Below are 18732 nucleotides of genomic sequence, written 5' to 3' on the forward strand. Positions count from 1 at the left end.
CGGGGATTCAAAAGCAAACCGCCGCGCTGGGGAGCGCGGCGGTTGCGAGGCAGTCTCTATTATGCCGATTTTTGAGCCTTGGAACAAAAATCGGCAAGTGCTTAAAGCATCACTGCGTGAGGCTGGCGTGCAGCTCCTGCACCGAGTACACCTCCAGATCGTCCATGTTGCGCAGTCCCTCTACGGCCGCCTCGGCACCAAAGATGGTGGTGAAGGTGGTCACGCGGGCCAGCAAGGCACTGGTACGGATGGCGCGCGAGTCGGCAATCGCGTTGCGGCGCTCTTCCACGGTGTTGATGACCATCGCAATTTCGTTGTTCTTGATCATGTCCACAATGTGCGGGCGGCCCTCGGTCACCTTGTTGACCGTCTGCACTTCGACGCCGGCGTCGGCAATCGCCGCAGCCGTGCCCCGGGTGGCGCAGAGCTGGAAGCCCATCGCAGCCAGTTCCTTGGCGATCTGCACCGCACGTGGCTTGTCTGCATTCTTCACGGTCAGGAACACCTTGCCCGAGCGCGGCAGCTTGGTGCCGGCACCGATCTGGCTCTTGACATAGGCTTCGCCAAAGGTTTTGCCCACACCCATCACTTCACCGGTGGATTTCATCTCGGGGCCGAGGATGGTGTCCACACCGGGGAACTTGACGAAGGGGAATACTGCTTCCTTGACGCTGAAATAAGGCGGGGTCACTTCTTGGGTGATGCCCTGCTCTTCGAGCGTATCGCCCACCATGCAGCGTGCTGCCACCTTGGCCAGCTGGATGCCGGTGGCCTTGGAGACAAACGGCACCGTCCGCGAGGCGCGAGGGTTCACTTCCAGCACATAGATGATGTCCTTGCCGTCGCGCTCCTGGATGGCGAACTGCACATTCATCAGGCCCACCACATTCAGGCCTTCGGCCATGGCTGCGGTCTGGCGCTTGATCTCGTCGACCGTGGCCTTGCTCAGGTAGTAAGGCGGCAGCGAGCAGGCCGAGTCACCGGAGTGCACGCCCGCTTGCTCGATGTGCTCCATCACACCGCCGATGAACACCTTGCCGGTGCGGTCGCGCACGCAGTCCACATCGCATTCGATGGCGTTGGACAGGAAGTGGTCCAGCAGCACCGGGGAGTCGTGCGACACCTTCACCGCTTCGCGCATGTAGCGCTCCAGATCGCGCTCTTCGTGCACGATCTCCATCGCGCGGCCACCCAGCACGTAGCTCGGGCGCACCACCAGCGGGTAGCCCAGCTCGCGGGCGTGTTCCATCGCCTGCGCTTCGGTACGCGCCGTCGCGTTCGGCGGTTGGCGCAGGTTCATGGTTTGCAGCATCTGCTGGAAACGCTCACGGTCTTCAGCCGCGTCGATCATGTCCGGCGTGGTGCCGACAATCGGCACACCGGCCTCTTCCAGCGCCAGCGCCAGCTTGAGCGGGGTTTGGCCGCCGTACTGCACGATCACGCCCACGGGCTTTTCAACGGCCACGATTTCCAGCACGTCTTCCAATGTCACGGGCTCGAAGTACAGACGGTCCGAGGTGTCGTAGTCGGTCGACACGGTTTCGGGGTTGCAGTTGACCATGATGGTTTCATAACCATCCTCGCGCATCGCAAGCGCTGCGTGCACGCAGCAGTAGTCAAACTCGATGCCTTGGCCGATGCGATTGGGGCCGCCACCGAGCACCATGATCTTTTTCTTGTCGCTGGGCTGGGCTTCGCACTCTTCGTCGTAGGTCGAGTACATGTAGGCCGTGTTGGTCGAGAACTCGGCCGCGCAGGTATCGACGCGCTTGAACACCGGGCGCACATTCAGCGCATGGCGCGCTTCGCGCACGGCCTTGTCGGTGGTGTGCAGCAGCTTGGCCAGGCGGCGATCCGAGAAGCCCTTTTGCTTGAGGCTGCGCAGGTCTTCGGCCGACAGCGCGGCCAGCGCCTTGTCATCACCCTGGGCTTCGGTGTGCTTGTCCAGCGCCAGTTCCAGCTTGATGATCTCTTCGATCTGCACCAGGAACCACTTGTCGATCTTGGTGATGTTGTGCACTTCGTCCAGCGACCAGCCAGCAGCAAAGGCATCGCCCACGTACCAGATACGGTCGGGACCGGGCTCGCCCAGTTCCTTTTCCAGAATCTCGCGGTCCTGGGTTTTCTCGTTCATGCCGTCCACGCCCACTTCCAGGCCGCGCAGCGCCTTCTGGAACGATTCCTGGAAGGTCCGGCCCATGGCCATCACTTCGCCCACGGACTTCATCTGCGTGGTCAGGCGGTTGTCGGCCGTCGGGAATTTCTCGAAGGCGAAACGTGGGATCTTGGTGACCACATAGTCGATGGTCGGCTCGAACGACGCCGGGGTCTTGCCACCGGTGATGTCGTTCTTCAGCTCATCCAAGGTAAAGCCCACGGCCAGCTTGGCAGCGATCTTGGCAATCGGGAAACCCGTGGCCTTGGAGGCCAGTGCCGACGAACGCGACACGCGGGGGTTCATCTCGATGACGACCATGCGGCCATCCTTGGGATTGATCGAGAACTGCACATTGGAGCCACCGGTGTCCACACCGATCTCGCGCAGCACAGCCAGCGAGGCATTGCGCAGGATCTGGTATTCCTTGTCGGTCAGGGTCTGGGCAGGGGCCACGGTGATCGAGTCACCGGTGTGTACGCCCATGGGGTCCAGGTTCTCGATCGAGCAGACGATGATGCAGTTGTCAGCGGTGTCGCGCACCACTTCCATCTCGTACTCTTTCCAGCCCAGCAGCGATTCTTCAATCAGCAGCTCATTGGTGGGCGATGCCTCCAGACCGCGCTTGCAGATGACTTCAAATTCTTCCGGGTTGTAGGCAATGCCGCCGCCGGTGCCGCCCAGGGTGAAGCTGGGGCGAATCACGGTGGGGAAGCCCACCTGGCGCTGCACATCCCAGGCCTCTTCCATCGTGTGCGCAATGCCCGAGCGGGCAGAGCCCAGCCCGATCTTGGTCATCGCATCCTTGAACTTGAGGCGGTCTTCGGCCTTGTCGATGGCTTCGGGCTTGGCGCCAATCAGCTCGACTTTGTATTTGTCGAGCACGCCGTGCTTCCACAGGTCCAGCGCGCAGTTCAGCGCGGTCTGGCCGCCCATGGTGGGCAGAATCGCATCGGGACGTTCCTTGGCAATGATCTTCTCGACCGTTTGCCAGGTGATGGGCTCGATGTAGGTGACATCGGCTGTGGCCGGGTCGGTCATGATCGTCGCAGGGTTGCTGTTGATCAGGATGACCTTGTAGCCCTCCTCGCGCAGTGCCTTGCAGGCTTGCACGCCGGAGTAGTCGAATTCGCAGGCCTGGCCGATGATGATCGGGCCAGCGCCAATGATGAGAATGCTTTTGAGATCTGTGCGTTTAGACATGAGGCTCGCCTTGCAGTCGCGCGCGCTGGCTGGCTGCCCTGGTAGGCAGACGCCCAGCGCTGGGGTTATACGCGGTCGTTATCTAATTTGTTCAAAATGGCCAGGACACGGGCCTCGGGCAGGCTTTTCTGCATCAGCTGCAGCAGGCCATCCCCTTGCACCATGGGGCGCAGCACCTGCGCCTCGGCTTCGTAGAACTTGGCGTCCCACTCGGCCATCACCTGGTCGAAATCCTCGTCTGTCATGGTCTTGCACTTGGACACGATGGTGACCAGCGGCAAGGCCTTGTTGTCGAGGAAGGATTTTTTATAGGGCTTTTGCTGCCAGCGCGCCATGAACCACTCCTTGTGCTCAGGCGACAAGGTCATGATGCGCTTGCTGATCGCTTTCTCGAGGGTGGCGATGGGAAAGGAGAACAGTTTCACGGCAGCAAATTCCTTGGCTTCTGGGTGGACGGTGACTGGCAGCAGCGCAGGCGGGCCATCAGGCCTTCTTGTGCTTGCGCATCAGGTCCACAAAACGGTCGAACAGGTACGACACATCATGCGGTCCGGGCGATGCCTCAGGGTGGCCCTGGAAGCAGAAGGCGGGGCGGTCGGTGCGCTCCATGCCCTGCAGGGTGCCATCGAACAGGCTCACATGCGTGGCACGGGTGTGGGCTGGCAGGGTGTCCAGATCCACCGCGAAACCGTGGTTCTGGCTGGTGATGCAGACACGGCCGGAGTCCAGATCCTTCACAGGGTGGTTGGCACCGTGGTGGCTGTTTTGCATCTTGAAGGTCTTGGCACCGCTGGCCAGCGCCATGATCTGGTGACCCAGGCAAATGCCAAAGGTGGGCACGCCGCTGTCCATGATCGTGCGCGCAGCATCAATGGCGTAGTCGCAAGGCTCTGGATCGCCAGGGCCGTTGGACAGGAACACGCCATCGGGCTGGTACTTGAGCACGTCGGCAGCCGAGGTCTGCGCTGGCACCACCGTCACGCGGCAACCGCGCTGGGCCAGCATGCGCAGGATGTTTTTCTTGACGCCGTAGTCAAAGGCCACCACGTGGAAGCTGTGGTCCTGCAACTTGCCGTAGCCTGGCGTGCCGTCAGCACGGAACAGCTGCCACTCGGTCTGCACCCATTCGTAGGATTGGGTGACACTGACCACCTTGGCCAGATCCAGGCCCTTCATGCTGGGCGCAGCCTTAGCAGCGGCCAGGGCCTCGTCGATGCGGGCTTGCGAGACTTGTTCGCCAGCGGCCAGACCCACGATGGCGCCATTTTGCGCACCCTTGTCGCGCAGATGGCGGGTCAGCTTGCGGGTATCGATGTTGGCAATGGAGACCGTGTTGCTGCGAACCAGGTATTCCGACAGGGTTTCCGTGCTTCGGAAATTGCTGGCCAGCAAGGGCAGGTTCTTGATGATCAGGCCAGCAGCAAAGACTTTGTCGGACTCAATATCTTCCGCATTGATCCCGTAGTTGCCGATGTGCGGATACGTGAGTGTCACGATCTGCTGGCAGTAGCTGGGGTCGGTGAGGATTTCCTGGTAACCGGTCATCGCGGTGTTGAACACCACTTCGCCAGTCGTGGTGCCTTGCGCACCGATTGAGTTGCCAATAAAGACCGTGCCGTCTGCGAGCGCCAGAATGGCGGGAGGAAACGCGCTCTGTTGAGACAAAAACACTGGGTTCTCCGGATGGTTACGGGTCGCCCGGAGCCTTTGGTGGACCTGGGGACCACCACGAAGACTGTGCTTATGAGAGATTGCTTTGAGTGCAGCCGGGCGACGTGATTACTTGAAAGCCACCCATTGTAGCGTGCAAGCTGCATTCTGAGTGGGCGCAGGGGATGATTTCAGGGGCAAAGCCGCAAAAATTACACACTCTGCGCAGAGGATGCAAAACGCAGAGCGTACAAACAACAGTAAAAATACACAAAGCGCATACTCGTTACCCCCTGAATTTTCAGCTCCCTGTGGGACCTCAAACAGCGCGCGCAGCGGCACTGGCATGCAGGCAGATGGCAGCAGCGGCGCCCACATTCAGCGACTCCTCGCCACCCGGCTGGGTGATGCGGATATGCTGGTTGGCTGCCATTTGCAGCGCCTCAGACACGCCCTGGCCCTCATGGCCCATGACCCAGGTGCAGGGCCAGGGCAGCTGAGCGCGGTGCAGCCAATCGCCTTGGTGCGAGCTGGTCACCAACAGCGGCTGCTGCAGTGCCAGTACCTCATCGACCGAGGCATTCTCGACCAGGTGCAGCGCAAAATGCGCCCCCATGCCAGCGCGCAGCACCTTGCCACTCCACAGCGCCGCCGAGCCTTTGAGTGCAATCACCTGGCCAAAACCAAAGGCCGAGGCACTGCGCAGAATGGAGCCGACATTGCCAGCATCCTGCACGCGATCCAGCACCACAGCGGCCAAACCGGACTGTATGACAGCTTGCTGCACCGGCAGATCCATCAAAAAGCCAAAAGGCGCGGGCGATGGCAAGGGGCTGAGGCTGGCGAACAAGGCAGTGTCGATGACGATGTTCTTGCCCGCCTCGCGCGCATAGACGTTGCCTGGCGACTGCCAGAACTGCTCGGAAAACACGCCAATGGCCGGCTTGACCCCGCGCGCCAGCGCCGCGCGACAGAGGTGGTCACCCTCGATCCAGTAGCGCCCTTGCTTGCGGTAGGCGGCGCCGTCTTCCATCAGGCGGCGCAGATCCTTGACCAAGGCGTTGTCACGCGACTGGATAAAAACGGCTTGGTGGTCTTGGGACACAGAATATTCCTTTGGGCAGCCTTTGGGCTGCAAGCGCATCAATAGCGGGAGAGCCGACTCAGGCGTCCAGCTTCCGCAAACCCATCACCTGGGCTACTGGGGAGAAGGAACGGCGATGCTCCGGGCAAGCACCAAAACTCTGCAGCGCGGCCAGATGCACTGCCGTGCCATAGCCTTTGTGCGCGGCAAAACCATACTGCGGGTACAGCCGGTCCATGTCCTGGCACCAGCGGTCGCGGTGAACCTTGGCCAAAATGGATGCGGCCGAGATGGACTGCACCAACGCATCGCCTTTGACGATCGCCTCGGCGGGCACTTCCAGGCGCGGAATGCGGTTGCCATCGACCAGCACACGCACGGGTTTGAGGCGCAGGCCATTCACCGCGCGCTGCATGGCTAGCATGGTGGCCTGCAAAATATTGAGGCCATCCACCTCTTCCACGGTGGCCAACGCGATCGAGCAGCACAGCGCCTTGCCCCAGATCTCGTCATAGAGGCGCTCACGCGTGCGCGCCGTGAGCTTTTTGGAATCCGCCAGCCCGGCAATGGGCGAGCGCTCATCCAGAATCACCGCAGCAGCCACCACCGGGCCCGCCAAGGGACCCCGCCCTGCCTCATCCACACCCGCAACCAAGCCCGGCGGATGCCAGGGCAGGCTGCCCTGGTCAGACAGAGAGAATTTTTTGGATGGCATCGGCAGCAAGCTTTGGGGTGTCCCTGCGCAGTTCCAGGTGCAGGTCGTGAAAACGCTGCTCCAACTGGGCCAGGCGTGCTGGATCAAGGCGCGGCGCGTCCAACCATTGCGTCACGGCCTCGGCCAAGGCCTCGGGCGTGGCGGCCGCTTGCAGCAGCTCGGGCACGACAAAGTCTTGGCACAGGATATTGGGCAAACCCACCCAGGGCTGCAATTGCTTTCTGAGCATCAAGCGCCAGCTGATGGCATGCATGTGGTAGCTGATCACCATTGGCCGCTTGTACAGCGCCGCTTCCAAAGTGGCGGTACCGCTGGCAATCAAGGTGCAATCACAGGCCTCAAGCGCCAAGTGCGACTGGCCATCCAGCACACGGATACGATCCAATATCCCGCATTCAGCAGCCAGCGCATCAATACGTGCGCGCAAAGCCGGAACGGCAGGGACGATGATTGTAAGCGAAGGTCGCGCCTGCAAAAGGCGCGCAGCGGCCAGAAAGAATGGCTTGGCGATGTAGCTGACTTCAGAGGCGCGGCTGCCCGGCAGCACGGCCAGCACTTCGCCATCCAACGGCAAGCCGAGCTGCTGGCGAGCCGCTGCACGATTGGGCTGCAGCGGAATCACATTGGCCAACGGATGGCCGACATAGGTCGCCGCAATGCCATGCTGGGCCAGCAAGGACGGCTCGAAAGGGAAGATGCAGAGCACATGGTCGGCCGAGCGGCGGATCTTCTCGACCCGCTCAGGGCGCCAGGCCCAGATCGAAGGGCAGACAAAATGCACGGTCTTGATGCCCTGGGCACGCAAGCGCTCCTCGACACCGAGATTGAAATCCGGGGCATCCACACCGACGAAGAGTTTGGGCGGCTGCGCCGTCAAACGCTGTACCAGCTGCTTGCGAATGCGCAAGATCCCCCAGATCCGGCGCACCAACTCAGCGCTATAGCCATGCACCGCCAGGCGCTCGCTCGGCCACCAGGCATCAAACCCGGCTTGGGCCATGCGCGGCCCGCCAATACCGGCTGAGCGCAGACCTGGGAAATCATTCGCCAGCCCCTGCAGCACCAAGCCGGCCAGCAGATCGCCCGAGGTCTCTCCGGCCACCATGGCCAAAAAAAGGTCTTGATGCTTGTCCATAAGGCTTGGCGCTTCAGCGCACGATACCGCGCGTGGACTGCCGCAGAAAGTCGAGCATCAACTGCACATCGGCCTGGGCCTCGGCTTCGCAGCTGCTGTGCAGATTGTCGAGCGCGTCCACCGCCGCCTGCAAGGTCAGGCCACTGCGATAAACCACACGGTAGGCCTGCTTGATGACGGCCAGGCGCTCGGCACTGAAACCGCGCCGGCGCAGACCTTCCAGATTGAGGCCGCGCACCGCCAGCGGATGGCCATCGACCATGCAGAATGGGGGTACATCTTGGCTGATATGGCTGGCAAAACCGGCCATCACATGGGCGCCCACCTTGGTGTACTGGTGTACACCCGACAGACCGCCAATGATCGCCCAGTCCGCCACATGCACATGGCCCGCCAAGGTGGCGTTGTTGGCCAGGATGGTCTGGTTGCCAAGCTGGCAGTCATGGGCAATGTGTACATAGGCCATGATCCAGTTGTCATCGCCAATGCGGGTGACACCACCATCCTGGGCGGTGCCGGTATTGAAGGTGCAGAACTCGCGGATGGTATTGCGGTGACCGATCTCCAGACGGGTCGGCTCACCGGCATATTTCTTGTCCTGCGGCACGCCGCCCAGCGCGGCATGCGAATGGATCACATTGGACTCACCGATCGTGGTGATGCCCTCGATCACACAGTGCGAACCCACACGGGTGTGGGCGCCAATGCAAACCTGGGGGCCAATAACTGCGTACGGCCCAACTGACACCGTAGGGTGCAACTGGGCCGCAGGGTCAATGATCGCCGTGGGGTGGATGGGGCTGACCGCCGTCATCTACCGTTATTCCACGTGGCGCATGGTGCACATCAGCTGCGCTTCGGCAGCCACTTCGCCTTCGACGCTGGCGACGGCATTGAACTTCCAGATACCGCCGCGCACGCGGTCGATGGTGATCTCCAGCACCAGCTGGTCACCCGGCACCACCGGGCGCTTGAAGCGGGCAGAGTCGATACCCACGAAGTAGTAGATGTTGTTCTCATCGGGCACCTGGCCCATGGCATCAAAGGCCAGCAGACCGGCCGCCTGGGCCAGTGCTTCCAGGATCAACACGCCAGGCATGACGGGGCGCCCGGGGAAGTGACCAGTGAAGAACGGCTCGTTGAACGTGACGTTCTTGATCGCCTTGATGCGGGTGTTGCTCTCAAGCTCCAGCACGCGATCCACCAGCAAGAAGGGGTAGCGGTGAGGCAGCTGCTTGAGAATTGCTTGAATATCCATCATTGTGAACTCGGCTTAGCCGTTTTTCTGGGTTTGCTCCAAGGCCTTGATTCGGTCCCTCAACGCATGGAGATGTTTTAGGGTAGCGGCGTTCTTTTCCCAGCTGCCATTGTCGTCGATAGGGAAGAAGCCGGTGTACTGGCCCGGCTGTCTGATCGAACGACTGACCACGGTGGCCGCCGAGATGTGTACATTGTCGGCGATTTCCAGGTGACCCAGAATCATTCCAGCGCCTCCGACGGTGCATTGGCGCCCAATTTTGGCGCTTCCCGCAATGCCGACACAGCCGGCCATCGCCGAATGCTCGCCAATCTCGACGTTATGGCCGATCTGGACCTGGTTATCGATCTTCACGCCATTGGCAATGATGGTATCCCGCAGTGCTCCGCGGTCGATGCAGGTGTTGGCCCCGATTTCGACATCGTCACCAATCTGAACACCGCCGAGTTGCTCAATCTTGATCCAGCGCCCGCGCTCGTTGGCAAATCCAAAACCATCGCCGCCGATGACGGCGCCTGGTTGCACCAGCACACGCTGGCCCAGCACGCAGTCTGCACCCACCGTCACACGCGAGGTCAGCACGGAATCGGCACCGATGACGGCGCCACTGGCAACATGGCACAGCGGCCCGATGGATGCCGAAGCATGCACGATGGCCCCCTCTTCCACCACCGCCGAGGGATGGATGCCAGCAGTCACCGGGCGAATCGCATGGTGCTTGCGCCACAGCTGCGTCAGCCGCGCAAAGTAGAGATAGGGGTTATCGACGACGAGGTAGCTGCCGCCGCGCTGGCGGGCTTTCTCCTGCATCTGTGCACTGACTGCTATACAGCCCGCCTGTGAGGCCAGCATCTGGCCTTGCAGCTTGGGGTTGCTCAGAAAACTGAAATCCTGGGGGCCGGCATCTTCGAGCGAGGCGATTGCCTGGATCTCCATCGCTGGATCTCCTTGCTCAAGCTGCCCTCCCAGGACCTCAATGATCTGTGCTAGCTGCAGGCTCACGCGTACCTCTGTCTTACTTGCCAGCGGCAGAAGCGTTCAGGGCCTTCAGAACTTTTTCAGTGATGTCGAACTTGGGGTTGATGTAGACCGCTTCTTGCAGCACCACATCGTACTTTTCCTGCTCGGCGACTTGCTTGACCACCTTGTTGGCGCGCTCCAGCACTTGCGACAGCTCTTCGCTCTTGCGGGCGCTGAGGTCTTCCTGGAATTCGCGGCGCTTGCGCTGGAATTCACGGTCCTGGTCCACCAATTGGCGCTGGCGCGTCACGCGCTGGCTTTCGGACAGCGTAGGCGCTTCGCGCTCAAACTTCTCGCCAGCGGTCTTGAGGACATTGCCCTGGTCCAGCAGGTCCTTTTCACGCTTGGAGAACTCGGCCTCCAGCTTGGTCTGCGCAGCCTTGGCGGCGTTGGCTTCGCGGAAGATGCGATCGGTGTTGACAAAACCTGCCTTGAACTCTTGGGCCTGCGCCGTAGCGCCAAAGGACAGCGCTGCTGCCAATACCAGCAGTGGGAAAGAACGAGATACGGTTTTCATTAGAAAGATGTTCCGATTTGGAATTGCAATTTCTGGATTTTATCGCCTGTGAATTTGCGAACTGGCTGAGCATAAGCCAAACGCAGCGGTCCCAGTGGGGAAATCCAGCTCAACCCGATACCTGCAGACGCACGCATTTCATTCAGTTTCAAATCCTGCTCATCACCCCAGACATTGCCGGCGTCCACAAAGGCAAACCAGCGGAAGGTACGGTCGTTACCGGTACCGGGCATGGGGCCGATGAACTCGGCGTTCAACGTGACCTTCTTGGCACCACCCAGAGTGGCACCGGTCACGTCACGGGGACCCAGGGTGTTTTGTTCGAAGCCGCGCACCGAGCCCAGACCACCGGAGAAGTAGTTCTTGAACACGGGGAAGACCCGGCCGCCCATGCCCTTGCCCCAGCCAGCTTCACCATTGAGGGCAATGGTGTAGCGCTTGTTCAGTGGCAGGTACTGCTGGATCTGGTAGTTGCCCTTCAAGTAACGGGCATCGCCGAACAGCGACCACTCGGAACTGAGCTTCTGCAGACGGCCGGAGTTAGGCGCCAAGGCGCTGTCCCGGCTGTCGCGCGACCAACCCAGGGTCAGCGGGAAGTTCAGGCTGGTATCACCATAGCGCGTGGCGTAGTCCAGATAAGCGGCAGGCATGTTGGTACCGAGCTTGATGCGGGTATTTTCCAAACCGCCGCCGACATAGACGGTATCCAGTTCGCTGAACGGAATGCCAAAGCGCACGCTGGCACCGGTCGTCACGATCTGGTAGTTACCGCCCTGCTCGTCATAAGGACGGTCGGTACGGTAGTACATGTCATAAGTTCGCGAGATACCGTCCGGTGTGAAATACGGATCGGTGGTGCTCACCACCAAGGTGCGGTGGTACTTGCTGGTGTTCACGTCAATGCCCAGGTAGTTGCCCGAGCCAAAGACGTTTTCCTGCTTGATACCGAAGGTCAGCGAGACTTTCTCGGCGCTGGAGTAACCAGCACCCAGCTGCAGCGAGCCGGTGGGCTTTTCCTGCACGGTCATCGTCACGTCGACCTGATCGGGTGCGCCAGGCACTTCCTGGGTATCTACCGAGACGTCGTTGAAGAAGCCCAGGCGGTCCACGCGGTCGCGGGACAGCTTGATCTTGTCCGAGTCGTACCAGGAGGCTTCGTACTGGCGAATCTCGCGGCGCACCACTTCGTCACGGGTGCGGTTGTTGCCCGCCACGTTCACACGGCGCACATAGGCGCGGCGCGATGGCTCGGCCTTCAGCACCAGGTCAACGCGGTTGTTTTCGCGGTCGATCTCCGGCACAGCTTCCACGCGTGAGAACGCATAGCCGAAGCTGCCAAAGTGGTCGGTGAAGCGCTTGGTGGTTTCGGTCACGCGGTCGGCGTTGTAGGGCTCACCGGGCTTGATCGAGATCAGCGACTTGAACTCGTCTTCACGCTCCAGGTAGTTGCCTTCGAGCTTGATGCCCGAAACCACATACTTGGGGCCTTCATGGATCTGCAGATTGATGGAGATGCGTTCTTTGTCCGGCGAGATCGACACTTCGGTCGAGTCAATGCGGAACTCCAGGTAGCCACGCGAGAGGTAGTAGGACTTGAGCGTCTCCAGGTCGGCGTTGAACTTGGAGCTGGAGTAGCGATCGCTCTTGGTGTACCAGCTCAGCCAGCCACCGGTGTCCTGGTCGAACAGGTCCGTCAAGGTCGATTCCTTGAAGTCCTTGTTGCCGGAGATATGGATTTCCTTGATCTTCGCTGCATCACCTTCGGTGACGGTGAAGGTCAGGTTGACCCGGTTGCGCTCGATAGGCGTGACCGTGGTCACCACTTCGGCCGCATACAGGCTCTTGTTGATGTACTGGCGCTTGAGCTCTTGCTCGGCGCGGTCGGTCAGGGCCTTGTCGTAAGGACGGCCTTCAGTCAGGCCGACATCACGCATGGCCTTCTTCATGGCGTCCTTGTCGAACTCCTTGGTTCCCAGGAAGTCGACATTGGCAATGGTGGGGCGCTCTTCGACCACCACCACCAGCACGGTGCCATTGGCTTCCAGGCGGACGTCCTTGAACAAACCGAGCGCGAACAAGGCGCGGATCGCCGCAGAGCCCTTTTCGTCGTTGTAGTCCTCGCCCACATGCAAGGGCATGGACGCGAAGATCGTGCCGGGCTCAACGCGCTGGAGGCCTTCGACACGGATGTCCTGAATGGTAAATGGGTCCAAAGCCCACGACAGCTTGGCAAGCAGCATCAACGCCGCTGCAGCCGTGGTCTTGCGAAGAAGCGAAGAAGGGATGGAATATGTCATTTGTGATAGCAACCAGAGCCGCTCATTATGCAGCAGGGGCAAGAAATTCAGCCCAAGAGCCGGGACAAATCGTTAAAGAACGCAATGCACATCATGAGCAGCAAAACGGCTATACCGCCTTTTTGCAAGCGCTCCATCCATTGCAGGGTGGGTGGCTTGCCGGTAACAGCCTCCCAAAGATAATACATCAGGTGACCACCATCGAGCACCGGCAGCGGCAGCAGATTGAGCACGCCTAGACTCACGCTGATGAGGGCCAGAAAGGCCAGGTACTGGGTCAGTCCGATCTCGGCCGACTTGCCTGCGTACTCGGCAATCGTCAATGGGCCGCTGATGTTCTGCAGCGAGGCCTGGCCGATGACCATCTTGGCCATCATCTTGACTGTGAGCGCAGAAACCTCCCAGGTCTTCTGCACGCCACGGCTGAGTCCTTCCCAGGGACCATAGCGCACATCCACCATCGCGGGCGGCGCGCCAATATAGGCACCCAGGCGTCCGATCTTGTTACCGCCATCTTCGCTTTGCGTCAGTTGTACGGGCACATGCACTTGCGCTCCGTTGCGCGACACCAGCCAGTCCTGCATGGCAGGCACCGCCTGCTCGCCCGAGGCACGGATCATGCGGCGCAGCTCACCACCATCGCCTACGCGTGCACCATCGATGGACAACACCTTGTCACCCTTGCGCAGCGCCGATTGCGCAGCAGCACTGCCCGCTTCAAAGTCGCCCAGCACCGCATCGGTCCAGGGGTGGGTCAGGCCGATCTTTTCGAGCAGTTTGACATCTGCCTCGCGCGCATCCAGGCTGGATAACGCCAAGCGGTAGCTGCGCTCTGCAGCGCCCGCGCCGGGGCGGGCACTCAATGCCACATCCTTGCCGCTGAGCGCGGCTTGCGCCACAAACCAGCGCAGGTCGTCGAGCGAGCGTACGGCTTCGGGTTCCGCATCAGGGAAACCCATGGACACAATCTCTTCACCGCCTTGCATGCCCGACTGCGCCAGCAAGCTGGCAGCGGGCGGTGTGCCCACAATGGCGGCGGGCTCGCGCACGCCCACCCAGTTCACACAGGCGTACAACAGCACGGCCAGCAGCAGGTTGGCCAGCGGGCCAGCGGCCACGATGGCAGCACGCGCGCGCAGCGGCTGCACATTGAATGCCAGATGGCGCTCCTCGGCAGCTACCGGTGCTTCGCGCTCATCGAGCATGCGCACATAGCCACCCAGCGGGATGGCGCTGATGACAAATTCGGTGTCTGCGCCCTTCTTCTTCCAGCGCAGCAACGGGCGGCCAAAGCCCAGCGAAAAACGCAGTACTTTCACACCGCAGGCCACCGCCACGCGGTAGTGGCCATATTCGTGCACGGCGATCAAGATGGCCAGCGCAACGACGAATGCAACAACGGTCAACATTGCTCAAGCCCTTGCTATCAAAAACGCGATTCTACTGAGGCGGGCAATAGCCCTCTCAAACCGCCAGCTCCGAGATGGTGGTTTCGGCGTAGGCGCGCACTTCGGCATCCAGCGCCAGCAGCGCATCAATGCTGCCCGGCGCCTGCGGCTGCACGCCTTCCAGCGCCTGTGCATTGACCTGGTAGATCTGGTCAAAGCGCATGCGGCCATCGAGGAAAGCGGCCACCGCTACCTCGTTGGCGGCATTGAGCACGGTCGTAGTGCCCTCGGGCGCGCGCAGCGCCTGCCATGACAGGTGCAGGCCCGGGAAGCGCTTTGCGTCCGCTTCTTCAAAGGTCAAGGCCGAGAGCTTGACGAAATCGAGCGGCGCAGCGCCACTGGCCACGCGCTCTGGCCAGGCCAAACCGCAGGCAATCGGCACGCGCATATCGGGCGTGCCCAGCTGGGCCAAGACGGAGGCATCACGGAACTGCACCATCGAATGCACGATCTGCTGCGGATGGATAACGACCTGGATCTGCTCGGGCTGCAGGTTGAACAGCCAGCGCGCCTCGATCACTTCGAGCGCCTTGTTCATCATCGTGGCCGAATCGATGGAGATCTTGCGGCCCATCGCAAAGTTGGGGTGGTTGCCAGCTTGCTGCGGCGTCACATCGCGCAAGGTGGCTGGGTCGCGGGTGCGAAACGGCCCGCCTGACGCCGTCAGGATGATGTGGTCCACGCGCTGCGGCCAGACTGCCGGGTCTTCTGGCAGGCACTGGAAGATCGCCGAGTGCTCGCTGTCAATCGGCAGCAAGGTCGCGCCGCCATCAGCAACCGCATCCATGAACAGCTGGCCACCGACGACCAAGGCCTCTTTGTTGGCCAGCATCAAACGCTTGCCGGCCTTGGCCGCTGCCACGGCCGGCCGCAGGCCGGCAGCGCCGACAATGGCCGCCATCACCGCATGCACATCGCTGTGCGACGCCACCATCTCCAGCGCGGCCTCGCCCTCCAGCACCTCCACCCGGCTACCCTCTTGCTGCAGGCCCTCGCGCAGCGCGCGCGCGGCGGTGGCACTGGTCATCACCGCATAGCGTGGCTTGAATTGCAGGCACTGCGCCAGCATCAGGTCGGCGCGCGAATGGGCGCTCAACGCAAACACTTGGTAGAGGTCGGGATGGCGCGCCATCACGTCCAGCGTATTGGTTCCAATCGAGCCCGTCGATCCGAGCACGGTAACTTGCATGGTCATCGCGAGTGTCACTTATCCAAAAATTGCAGCAGCATCAGCGCCAGCGGTACGGCTGGCAAGATGGCATCGATGCGGTCGAGCACGCCACCGTGGCCAGGCAGCAAGTGGCTGCTGTCCTTCATGCCGGCGCTGCGCTTGACCAAGGACTCCACCAGGTCGCCAGCCACGCTCATGCCTGCCAAAAACACGCAGGAGACCAGCAACAACCAGGGCGAAAAATCCCAGAGACGGCTGTAGAGACTGGGAACCTGGGCACCGAAATGGCGGTCTGCCCAGCTCCACACCAAGGCCATCAGCACAACCCCCAGCGCGCCACCCCAAACGCCTTCCCAGCTTTTGCCAGGGCTGATCGCCGGAGCCAGCTTGTTCTTGGTAAAACGCAGGCCAAAACGGCGGCCCGCAAAGTAGGCACCGATGTCGGCCATCCACACCAAGGCAAACACCGACAGCAGAAAATTCACGCCCATCCATTTGGCCTGGGCAATGGCCAACCAGGCCACCCACAGCGCCAACACACCAACCACCAGGCGCAGCGCGCGGGGAATGGGCGCCCAACCCGGCACGCCCGCTTTGAGCAGGTAGGCAGCAATCAATACCCAGGCAGCGCCTGCCACCAACCACAGCTGCGGCAGCGCAGCCTGCGTCCAGCCCAGGGCCCAGGCAGCGCCGCACATCAGCAAGGCCACCGCAGCCAGGCCATAGCTAGCCGCAGCCTGCAGGCCATTGAGGCGCGCCCACTCCCAGGCCGCAGCCACCACAGCCAGCAGCATCAGGGCGGCAAAAGGCACGGGATTGCTAGCCACGATGGCGGGCACGAGGATCAGCAGGAGAACGATGGCCGTGAGAATGCGTTGCTTAAGCAAATGGTGCTCCTGGAAAAAAGAAAACTGGTACCCGCTGTAGCAGGAACCAGTCATGTGCGCCCTAGGCTGCAGAGGGAGCCAGCTGCTCCGAGGTCTTGCCAAAGCGCCGCTCACGCTGCTGGAACTCGGCGATCGCGGCATCCAAGGCTTGCTCGTCAAAATCGGGCCACCACTTGTCGCTGAAATACAGCTCCGAATAGGCCGACTGCCAGAGCAGAAAATTGCTGATGCGCATCTCGCCCCCGGTGCGAATCAGCAGGTCGGGATCGGGCACATGGGCCAGCGCCATCGCCCCGTTCAGCGCAACTTCGGTGATGGGCTGACCTGCTGCCACCAGCTTGGCAGCGGCTTGGGCGATATCCCAGCGACCACCGTAGTTGAAGCAGACATTCAGCACCATGCGGTCGTTGTGCGCCGTGGCAGCCTCGGCTTGCGCCAGGCCTGCCTGCACCTTGGTCGACAAAGACGCGCGGTCACCCACAAAAAACAGGCGGATGCCATCACGCGCCAGCGAAGGCACTTCCTTGGCCAGCGCACCAGCCAACAGGTTCATCAGGCCATCCACCTCGTCCGTGGGCCGGTTCCAGTTCTCGGAAGAGAACGCAAACACGGTCAGCACCTTCACGCCACGCTCGGCACAGGCCTTGGCACAGCGGCGCAGCGCATCAACGCCTTGCTTGTGGCCAGCCAGGCGCGGCAGAAAACGGCGCTTGGCCCAGCGGCCATTGCCATCCATCACGATGGCAATGTGCTGGGGTATTACAGCTGCAGTCATGCGAGAAAACACAGATCCATCGAGGCGGATCAAACCGCCATGATGTCTTTTTCTTTCTCGACCACCAGCTGGTCGATCAGCAGGATGTGCTTGTCGGTGACCTTTTGCACATCGGCTTCCGAACGCTTTTGGTCGTCTTCCGACGCTTCCTTGTCTTTGACCAGCTTCTTGACACCTTCATTGGCATCACGGCGAAGATTGCGGATGGCGATCTTGGCGTTCTCACCTTCGGACTTGACCAGCTTGGTCATTTCCTTGCGGCGCTCTTCGCTCATGGGCGGCATCGGCACACGAATCAGATCGCCCATGGACGCGGGGTTCAGACCCAGATCGCTTTCGCGAATCGCCTTCTCCACCTTCGCAGACAGGCCCTTTTCCCAAGGCGTCACGCTGATGGTGCGGCTGTCGACCAGCGCCACGTTGGCGACCTGGGACAGGGGCACCATCGAGCCGTAGTAATCCACCTGGATGGAATCCAGCAGCGCAGGGTTGGCGCGGCCGGTACGGATCTTGGTCAGGTTGTTTTTGAAGGCGGCAATCGATTGGTCCATCTTGCCTTCGAGATTCTTCTTGATTTCTGCGACTGTCATTGTCAACTCCTAACTACCTTATTGTGCCCATGGCGCACGCCAGCTGCCATCAGGCGTAGACCAGCGTGCCTTCTTCTTCACCCATCACAACGCGCTTGAGCGCGCCGCTCTTGATGATGGAGAATACACGGATGGGCAGCTTCTGATCGCGGCACAGCGCAAATGCGGTGGCATCCATGATGCCCAGATTGCGGTTCATCGCCTCATCAAAACTCAGCTTGGAGTAGAGCGTGGCAGTGGGATCCTTCATCGGATCCGCCGTGTAGACGCCATCCACCTTGGTGGCCTTGAGCACCAATTCTGCGCCAATTTCAGCACCACGCAGTGCTGCTGCGGTATCGGTGGTAAAGAAAGGGTTGCCGGTGCCTGCGGCAAACACCACCACCTTGCCCTCTTCGAGGTACTGCAGCGCCTTGGGGCGCACATAGGGCTCGACCACCTGCTCAATCGCAATCGCCGACATCACGCGCGCCGTCAGGCCTTGCTTGTCCATCGCATCGGCCAGGGCCAATGCATTCATCACCGTAGCCAACATACCCATGTAATCGGCCGTTGCGCGGTCCATACCGACCGAGCCGCCTGCCACACCACGGAAGATGTTGCCACCACCAATCACCACGGCCACCTGGACGCCCATGCGCGTGACCTCGGCGATCTCCTCAACCATGCGCACGATGGTGGCGCGGTTGATGCCAAAAGCATCATCGCCCATCAGAGCTTCACCGGAGAGTTTGAGAAGAATGCGCTTGTGGGCTGGGCTGTTGGACATGGTGATGAGCTCCGGGTGTGGGGGGATGGGTGAAAAACGATAGGTGAAACAAAGGGGC

The 18732-nt window shown here is 61.1% G+C and carries 17 protein-coding genes; all 17 read right to left on the bottom strand.

The window, feature by feature from the left end:
- Positions 1-109 precede the first annotated feature (109 nt).
- The 17 genes from carB to pyrH all read right to left on the bottom strand — a co-directional run bounded on the left by carB (position 110) and on the right by pyrH (position 18674).
- Positions 110-3358, bottom strand: a complete 3249-nt coding sequence (gene carB, locus HS961_RS16365; protein WP_182323786.1) for a carbamoyl-phosphate synthase large subunit — start codon at positions 3356-3358, stop codon at positions 110-112.
- A 65-nt stretch (positions 3359-3423) separates the two neighbouring features.
- On the bottom strand, positions 3424-3783 hold the full coding sequence (locus HS961_RS16370) for a hypothetical protein (protein ID WP_182323788.1): 360 nt from the start codon (positions 3781-3783) through the stop codon (positions 3424-3426).
- 58 nt (positions 3784-3841) lie between these two features.
- Entirely contained in the window at positions 3842-5029 is a 1188-nt protein-coding gene (gene carA, locus HS961_RS16375; RefSeq protein WP_182323790.1) for a glutamine-hydrolyzing carbamoyl-phosphate synthase small subunit, read from the bottom strand.
- 298 nt (positions 5030-5327) lie between these two features.
- Positions 5328-6113 (bottom strand): TrmH family RNA methyltransferase, encoded by a 786-nt coding sequence (locus tag HS961_RS16380; RefSeq protein ID WP_238347630.1) that lies wholly within the window; start codon positions 6111-6113, stop codon positions 5328-5330.
- A gap of 58 nt (positions 6114-6171) precedes the next feature.
- Positions 6172-6807 (bottom strand): ribonuclease HII, encoded by a 636-nt coding sequence (rnhB, locus tag HS961_RS16385; RefSeq protein ID WP_182323794.1) that lies wholly within the window; start codon positions 6805-6807, stop codon positions 6172-6174.
- Positions 6779-7942 carry a lipid-A-disaccharide synthase gene (gene lpxB / locus HS961_RS16390; RefSeq protein ID WP_182323796.1) on the bottom strand — a complete coding sequence of 388 codons (1164 nt, stop codon included), beginning with the start codon at positions 7940-7942 and terminating at the stop codon, positions 6779-6781. The genes rnhB and lpxB overlap by 29 nt, the downstream gene beginning before the upstream one ends.
- Before the next feature lie 13 nt (positions 7943-7955).
- Positions 7956-8756: an acyl-ACP--UDP-N-acetylglucosamine O-acyltransferase gene (gene lpxA / locus HS961_RS16395; protein WP_182323798.1), complete on the bottom strand. Its 801-nt coding sequence runs from the start codon at positions 8754-8756 to the stop codon at positions 7956-7958.
- A 6-nt stretch (positions 8757-8762) separates the two neighbouring features.
- Entirely contained in the window at positions 8763-9203 is a 441-nt protein-coding gene (gene fabZ, locus HS961_RS16400) for a 3-hydroxyacyl-ACP dehydratase FabZ (protein ID WP_182323800.1), read from the bottom strand.
- 12 nt (positions 9204-9215) lie between these two features.
- Positions 9216-10202, bottom strand: a complete 987-nt coding sequence (gene lpxD, locus HS961_RS16405; protein ID WP_182323802.1) for a UDP-3-O-(3-hydroxymyristoyl)glucosamine N-acyltransferase — start codon at positions 10200-10202, stop codon at positions 9216-9218.
- Between the two features lie 13 nt (positions 10203-10215).
- Positions 10216-10737, bottom strand: a complete 522-nt coding sequence (locus tag HS961_RS16410) for an OmpH family outer membrane protein (RefSeq protein ID WP_182323804.1) — start codon at positions 10735-10737, stop codon at positions 10216-10218.
- Entirely contained in the window at positions 10737-12977 is a 2241-nt protein-coding gene (gene bamA, locus HS961_RS16415) for an outer membrane protein assembly factor BamA (RefSeq protein ID WP_412101661.1), read from the bottom strand. Before bamA ends, HS961_RS16410 begins: the two co-directional genes overlap by 1 nt.
- 104 nt (positions 12978-13081) lie before the next feature.
- Positions 13082-14443, bottom strand: a complete 1362-nt coding sequence (gene rseP / locus HS961_RS16420; protein ID WP_182323808.1) for an RIP metalloprotease RseP — start codon at positions 14441-14443, stop codon at positions 13082-13084.
- 55 nt (positions 14444-14498) lie between these two features.
- Complete coding sequence (gene ispC, locus HS961_RS16425; protein WP_182323810.1) at positions 14499-15677, bottom strand: 1-deoxy-D-xylulose-5-phosphate reductoisomerase; 1179 nt, start codon at positions 15675-15677, stop codon at positions 14499-14501.
- An 8-nt stretch (positions 15678-15685) separates the two neighbouring features.
- Positions 15686-16540, bottom strand: a complete 855-nt coding sequence (locus tag HS961_RS16430) for a phosphatidate cytidylyltransferase (protein ID WP_182323812.1) — start codon at positions 16538-16540, stop codon at positions 15686-15688.
- A 61-nt stretch (positions 16541-16601) separates the two neighbouring features.
- A complete protein-coding gene (gene uppS / locus HS961_RS16435) occupies positions 16602-17315 on the bottom strand; it encodes a polyprenyl diphosphate synthase (RefSeq protein ID WP_182323814.1) in 714 nt (237 codons plus the stop codon).
- Between the two features lie 29 nt (positions 17316-17344).
- On the bottom strand, positions 17345-17905 hold the full coding sequence (frr, locus tag HS961_RS16440) for a ribosome recycling factor (RefSeq protein WP_182323816.1): 561 nt from the start codon (positions 17903-17905) through the stop codon (positions 17345-17347).
- Positions 17906-17954: 49 nt separating this feature from the next.
- Entirely contained in the window at positions 17955-18674 is a 720-nt protein-coding gene (gene pyrH, locus HS961_RS16445; protein WP_182323818.1) for a UMP kinase, read from the bottom strand.
- Positions 18675-18732 lie beyond the last annotated feature (58 nt).

Origin of the sequence: Comamonas piscis, assembly GCF_014109725.1 — a bacterium.
GTDB classification, from domain to species: domain Bacteria; phylum Pseudomonadota; class Gammaproteobacteria; order Burkholderiales; family Burkholderiaceae_C; genus Comamonas; species Comamonas piscis.

Bases quoted from the DNA above. Each gene is read 5' to 3' on its own strand.
- rnhB (WP_182323794.1), bottom strand. From the start codon at position 6,807: ATGCCATCCAAAAAATTCTCTCTGTCTGACCAGGGCAGCCTGCCCTGG.
- ispC (WP_182323810.1), bottom strand. From the start codon at position 15,677: ATGACCATGCAAGTTACCGTGCTCGGATCGACGGGCTCGATTGGAACC.
- pyrH (WP_182323818.1), bottom strand. From the start codon at position 18,674: ATGTCCAACAGCCCAGCCCACAAGCGCATTCTTCTCAAACTCTCCGGT.
- fabZ (WP_182323800.1), bottom strand. From the start codon at position 9,203: ATGATGGATATTCAAGCAATTCTCAAGCAGCTGCCTCACCGCTACCCC.
- HS961_RS16410 (WP_182323804.1), bottom strand. From the start codon at position 10,737: ATGAAAACCGTATCTCGTTCTTTCCCACTGCTGGTATTGGCAGCAGCG.
- rseP (WP_182323808.1), bottom strand. From the start codon at position 14,443: ATGTTGACCGTTGTTGCATTCGTCGTTGCGCTGGCCATCTTGATCGCC.
- uppS (WP_182323814.1), bottom strand. From the start codon at position 17,315: ATGACTGCAGCTGTAATACCCCAGCACATTGCCATCGTGATGGATGGC.
- bamA (WP_412101661.1), bottom strand. From the start codon at position 12,977: ATGCTGCTTGCCAAGCTGTCGTGGGCTTTGGACCCATTTACCATTCAG.
- lpxA (WP_182323798.1), bottom strand. From the start codon at position 8,756: ATGACGGCGGTCAGCCCCATCCACCCCACGGCGATCATTGACCCTGCG.
- frr (WP_182323816.1), bottom strand. From the start codon at position 17,905: ATGACAGTCGCAGAAATCAAGAAGAATCTCGAAGGCAAGATGGACCAA.
- carB (WP_182323786.1), bottom strand. From the start codon at position 3,358: ATGTCTAAACGCACAGATCTCAAAAGCATTCTCATCATTGGCGCTGGC.
- lpxB (WP_182323796.1), bottom strand. From the start codon at position 7,942: ATGGACAAGCATCAAGACCTTTTTTTGGCCATGGTGGCCGGAGAGACC.